The following is a 6063-nucleotide window of genomic DNA, read 5'->3' as shown; positions in this document are numbered from 1 at the left end:
AACCCGCACATCTGGCATAATTGAATCAAGTAATACATTACTTAATATCTACATTGTTTAGTTTTCAAGGAACACTTGATTGCTGGCGTAACCAGCTCATTTATATTATCAGAAGCGATTTGCTTTGTCAACATCTTTTTTTAAGATGATTGATAAAGTTTACTTCCCGTGCCGCTCGTTAGCGACTTGTATTATATTACACGCTTCATTCTTTTTTGTCAATATCTTTTATGAAAAAATACGAGAATTTTTTTATCCTCGTATTTTTGCTTAATCTTTTAACTATTTATATTCAATTATTTTACACTTCAGTATGACAAATACACAGCTGCTTCTCTGACAACAATAACCTGATAATGTAATTAATATTAAACATTTGCTCTCTTTCCCCAAAAACTCTCTCAGCTTTATTTTTTCCTATGGTTAATTGTATAGCCTTTTAACATATATAATAGTTTCTTCATCTAGTTTTACTTTACAGTTCTTAGCTTCAAGCTAAATTTGTCACAATTTTGTCATATAACTCTTTTTATTATATGATTATACCCCTAGTAAATCTCATACACACTCTTCTCTCTTTTCAAAGAGAAGCACTCTATTTATCATGAGTGCTTTTTTTATTTAGTTTATGTTCCATAAAATAAATAAAATTCATAACCTAATAATGTATATGAAATTTTTAGGAGGAGAGATTTTATGAAAGATTCAAAAAAAGTTCAACAAGACCTATTTAGAGCTAGTAAGCCACCTAATATTGAATTTGAAAAATTTGTATCCCCGAGTGTTGTAAAATTAAATGATACCTTAACGTATAAATTATATTTTCACAACGAAAGTGATGTTCGACTAACTGATGTAACTTTTTCAGACACATTAGCAACCTATTTTCAGGCAGTCCCTAATAGTTTAACTATTGACGGAGACAGTTATGATATAACGAAATTACCTACAGGAATAAATTTTGGCGCTGTAAATCCACATGTAACAATTCCAATTGAGTTTGAAGTTACTTTAATATCCATTCCTAATAATCTTTGTATATTAGGAAATAATGGGAAAATGACCTTTACCTTTAATGACCAAGGAACAATTACTACCGAATCAGTTTTTAGTACAGATGCAAATGTATTCTTAAATTCAATTTGCGGCGCTACCGGCGCAACTGGCGCAACTGGTGCTACTGGTGCTACTGGCGCTACTGGTGCAAGTGGTGCTACTGGCGCAAGTGGTGCTACTGGCGCTACTGGTGCAACTGGTGCTACCGGCGCTACTGGTGCTACTGGTGCTACTGGTGCTACTGGTGCTACCGGCGCAACTGGTGCTACTGGTGCTACTGGCGCTACTGGTGCTACTGGCGCTACTGGTGCTACTGGCGCAACTGGTGCTACTGGCGCAACTGGTGCTACTGGCGCAAGTGGTGCTACTGGCGCAACTGGTGCTACTGGTGCAAGTGGTGCTACTGGCGCAAGTGGTGCTACTGGCGCTACTGGTGCAACTGGTGCTACCGGCGCTACTGGTGCTACTGGTGCTACTGGTGCTACCGGCAGAACTGGACCTACTGGTGCTACTGGTGCTACTGGTGCTACCGGCAGAACTGGACCTACTGGTGCTACTGGTGCTACTGGTGCTACCGGCAGAACTGGACCTACTGGTGCTACTGGTGCTACCGGCAGAACTGGACCTACTGGTGCTACTGGTGCTACCGGCAGAACTGGACCTACTGGTCCGTGTTGTATATACAATACAATTTACGGAGATTTTGCTTTACGATGTTGTTGCTTTAAAACAACTAAAGGAGCTTTACCATTGCGTGTTATTACGTCAAATGGTCCAACAGTATCCTCCTCTAGCAATTTTAGAGAAATATCACTTCCTTCTAATAAGCTATATAAAGTTTGTTGGAACATAATTGTGAAAGTGGATCGTGGACCATATGACTTAGAAGGATATTTGCTTTTAAACGATACTAAAGTTTCCGGTAGCAACTTTAGAGTTTCTGGAGCTGTAGCTAGATGTGAGTTTATAACCTTAGTTGGATCTGCATTAATCAGCATACATTCACACCACGATGTTTTATCCTTAGTTTTAAATTCGCATGATAATGCCTCTGTAGATGTCGTCGATGCATCTATAAAGATGATTTCTTTAAGCGAATCTATTGATAATCATTTATAGAATGGAGTGTTTTCATGAAAATCTGCGTATATGCCATTGCTAAAAACGAAGAAAAATTTGTTAAACGTTGGATGGATTCAATGAATGAAGCCGATTTTGTCGTTGTGCTTGATACAGGATCCACTGATAATACAGCTAAAATTCTTAAAGAATACGGTGCTATCGTCAAAACAGAAATAATTTCCCCTTGGCGCTTTGATGTAGCTAGAAATAAATCCTTAGATTTAATCCCATCAGAAGTAGATATTTGTGTTTGCACTGATTTAGATGAAGTTCTTGAATCGGGCTGGCGTAAAAAATTAGAATCACAATGGACTTCAGAAACTAAAAGAGGTCAATATAGATATACATGGAGTTTTAACGATGATGGCTCTGAGGGAACAGTATTTTGGGTTGATAAAATTCACTCCCGTCATGATTTTAAATGGGTAAATCCAGTTCATGAAATACTTTCTCCAAAAAAAGAAGAATCCTATCTTACTACTATTTTATATGGTATACAATTAAATCATTTTCCAGATCATACCAAGCCAAGATCACAATACCTTCCTTTATTAGAATTATCCATTGAAGAAGATCCTACAAATGATAGAAACATGCACTATCTTGGTAGAGAATATATGTATTATGGAAAATGGAATCAATGCATTGATACATTAAAAAAACATCTTAATTTACCCAAATCCACCTGGATTGATGAACGTTGTGCCTCTATGCGATTTATTGCAAATGCATATTACAATCTCCAAAACCACGTTGAATGTGAAAAATGGTTACTTCGAGCAATGGCAGAAGCTCCTCATTTAAGAGAACCATATATTGATTTAGCAATGCTATATTATCATCAAGAAAATTGGTATGGTGTTCTATTTGCAGCCGAAAAAGCACTTGGCATAACAACGCGTCCTATGACTTATATTAACGAACCACGTGCGTGGGGTTTTACTCCTTACGATTTAGCCTCTTTAGCATGCACTAATATAGGACTATATGAAAAAGCTTACGACTATGTTAATCAAGCAATAAAATATGCTCCACATGATAAACGATTAGAATGTAATCGGCAATATATAAAAGAACATTTATAAAAATAAAATGGAGTTGAAAATTCAACTCCATTTTATTTTTATAAATTTTAATATTTTAGGTTAATATTGTATTTTTTTTTACCAAACTATGCTAATATGTTATCAAATACTGAAATAAAATGGAATTTATATGATATAAATAGAATTAATTTCTTAAAAACAGTTTATTTATCTCATTTATGGAGCGTGTTCTATTTGAATAAAAAGCTTACATTTTCTTTAAAGTTAATTCTAATATTTTCTCTTTTAATTTTAATTTGCACATTATTCTTTAGCCAATTTCAAATTTCATTAGATAAAAACCTTAAAGAATCAACCCAAGAAAAATTATCCTATAATACGCAACAAACCTTATATTCTCTAGATAAAAATTATATTGATACTTTTGCTAAGCTAAAAATACAAGCAGATACTCTTAGCTTACATTATGACGATATTACAAGCAACGAGGCTCTATTATATTTAAGCAATCAAATAGATAACCATTTTTTATTACGAATGGCCATAATGACATCCGATGGTACAAGTTATACAACTGATGGCAAAACACAAAATAATGTTTCACGAGAATATTTCAAACAAGCCTTAGCGGGCAATAATAGTATTTCTGATGTTTTACAATCAAGCGTAGATGAAAAATCTATTATTGTTTTTGCTGTTCCTATTCATAAAGACAACACAACTATAGGGGTCTTGCGCGCCACCTATCAGTCCGAATATTTTTCTGATTTATTAAAAGCAAACACATTTGACAACACAAGTTTATCAATTATTATTAGCCGGTCAGGGAACATAATCGCGTCCACTCAAAATACCCAAAATCAAAGTAACTGGCTAAAAATATTAGAAAATGCTAATTTTCAAGACGACGAAACATTGTCTCATATAATAGATAACTTAGCAGATAATAAAAAAAATACAATTCACTATATTTTAAACAATCAGGAGTATTATGCCAATTTTCAGCCTATTGGATTAAATGATTGGTATCTTTTTAACATCATACCAGCTGAAACAATTGCAAAACAACATAGGGAAATTTCTACGAACGCATTAGCTTTGTGCATAAAAGTTCTTCTTCTTTTATTAATTGTTATTTTAGCTACAATTTTATATTTAAAGCATAGTTTTAATGAATTACAAAAAAGTAAAAATACCCTTGAAGCTACTACTAATAACATTAATGGAGTTGTTATTGTTCTATCTTGCGATGAAAACCTTACAATTAAATATGCAAACGATTCTTATTATTCTATGTTAAATTACACAAGAGATGAAATTCATATAAAATTTAAAAATGCCTTTTATCCTATCATTTATCCACCAGATGCTATAACCACTTTTAATTCTATTATAGAACAATTAAAATCTACCGAATTAATTTCATGCGAATTTCGTATTAGGAATAAAGATGGTACAATTTTTTGGATATTATTAAATGGGCAATGCGTAAATAACCAAGAAGATATTCAAACACCTCCTACGATAAATTGTGTATTTATTGATATCACTCCAATGAAGCAAACAACACAAGAATTAGAGACGCTCACAAATAGTATCCCTGGCGGTGTTGCAAAAATCTTCATTGGAAGTAATATATCGATTTTATTTGCTAATGATGGCTATTATGAGCTGATCGGCTATACCCGAGATGAATATATAGCCTTAGGTAAACGTGCTTTAGCAAAAATCATTCATCCTAGAGATATTGACAGGGTATTGTCATACCTACGTGCTAACGCACATAAAAATTACCCTATAAAAATCGAATACCGTGTAGTTCATAAAGATAAAAATATATCATGGGTATTATTACATGGAAATCGTGTAGATGATGAAATTATTACACCTGTTTTTCAATGTGTATTCATTGACATCACTCATAGTAAGGAATTACAAAGAACTTTAGAACTCGAGAGCGAACGCTATCGTACTTTAGCTGAATTATCTGATGATATCTTATTTGAGTATAATTTCGCAACAAAATCTATTAGTTTTTCTAAAAAATATGAAGAAGTTACCGGATTAAATCCGCCAATGAAAAATATCCGAAAAAACTTTATTGAATACCAGTTAATTTACGATGAAGACATTGAAACTTTTTTAGGTTTTTATGATTCATTTAAAAATGGTGCATCTTCTGGAACTACTGAATTAAGGTTAAATAAGAGACAAGGATATTCTTGGTATAAACTCCAAGCTGTAACGATTTTTAACTTTGATAAAACCCCTAAATTAATTATCGGAAAAATTGCAAATATTGATTCACACAAACAAGAAACTGATCATTTACGAAAATTAGCTGAACGAGATACTTTAACTCAACTTTACAATCATAATACAACGATCTCTCTCATTAACCAGTATTTAAATGAATGCGATGAAAGCTCTTATAATGCATTAATCATTATTGATATTGATAACTTCAAAGCAATCAATGATACTTTTGGACATTTAAATGGTGATATTGTTTTAAAAATGGTTTCAAATAATCTACGCATTTTATTCCGTTCTACTGATATCATTGGCAGAATTGGCGGCGACGAATTTGTCGTTTTATTAAAAAATGTTGCATCAAAAGAAGTACTATTAAAAAAAGCTACTGGTATTTGCAAATTTTTCCACACGATTCATTTGAAAGATTATCCAAACTATAAAATATCCGGCAGTGCCGGAATTGCGATAAATCTAGATGACGGATCTAATTATGATGAACTTTTATATAAAGCAGATGCAGCCTTGTATAAAGCTAAACGAAAAGGTAAAGATTGCTTTGCCTTATACGACGAATATTAAAAAT

3 protein-coding genes are annotated in these 6063 nt (G+C 33.1%); all 3 read left to right on the top strand.

Translation table 11 applies throughout. The features are described from left to right. Nucleotides 1-696 precede the first annotated feature (696 nt). The 3 genes from ACWZFG_RS03110 to ACWZFG_RS03100 all read left to right on the top strand — a co-directional run bounded on the left by ACWZFG_RS03110 (nt 697) and on the right by ACWZFG_RS03100 (nt 6059). Nucleotides 697-2175, top strand: a complete 1479-nt coding sequence (locus tag ACWZFG_RS03110) for a hypothetical protein (RefSeq protein WP_455577035.1) — start codon at nt 697-699, stop codon at nt 2173-2175. A 14-nt stretch (nt 2176-2189) separates the two neighbouring features. After that, entirely contained in the window at nt 2190-3263 is a 1074-nt protein-coding gene (locus ACWZFG_RS03105) for a glycosyltransferase (protein WP_177505785.1), read from the top strand. A 195-nt stretch (nt 3264-3458) separates the two neighbouring features. Further along, a complete protein-coding gene (locus ACWZFG_RS03100; protein WP_177505786.1) occupies nt 3459-6059 on the top strand; it encodes a diguanylate cyclase in 2601 nt (866 codons plus the stop codon). The last annotated feature ends 4 nt before the right edge of the window (nt 6060-6063 follow it).

Source organism: Anaerosinus sp. (assembly GCF_965318445.1).
The sequence above is the reverse complement of the archived record's forward strand: the minus strand, read 5'-3'. Positions and strand labels throughout refer to the sequence as shown.